The following is a 262-nucleotide window of genomic DNA, read 5'->3' on the forward strand; positions in this document are numbered from 1 at the left end:
GTCCACTCCGCCACTTATTCGATAACCTCGCCTAGTGCGAGGTTTTTTTTCGAATCTGAAGTAATGAAAGTTTTAGGGGTGTAGCTCCAATTGGCAGAGCAGCGGATTCCAAATCCGCGTGTTGGGAGTTCGAATCTCTCCACCCCTGCCATATTTAAGGCTCTAGCAGAAATGCTAGAGCCTTTTTTGCATCTGTTGCTTCTACGAAGCAATGTTGGGAGTTGGATCGCCAGCCCGGTCTAATACCAATCCGGAAAATTAA

At 46.9% G+C, this 262-nt stretch carries 1 tRNA gene; it reads left to right on the plus strand.

The features are described 5' to 3' along the window. The first annotated feature begins 74 nt into the window (after nt 1-74). Nucleotides 75-151: transfer RNA gene (locus tag AB4558_RS21875), tRNA-Trp, on the plus strand. Nucleotides 152-262: the final 111 nt, after the last annotated feature.

This window comes from Vibrio sp. 10N.222.51.C5 (genome assembly GCF_041474575.1).
In the GTDB taxonomy this organism is placed as follows: Bacteria; Pseudomonadota; Gammaproteobacteria; order Enterobacterales; family Vibrionaceae; genus Vibrio; species Vibrio crassostreae_C.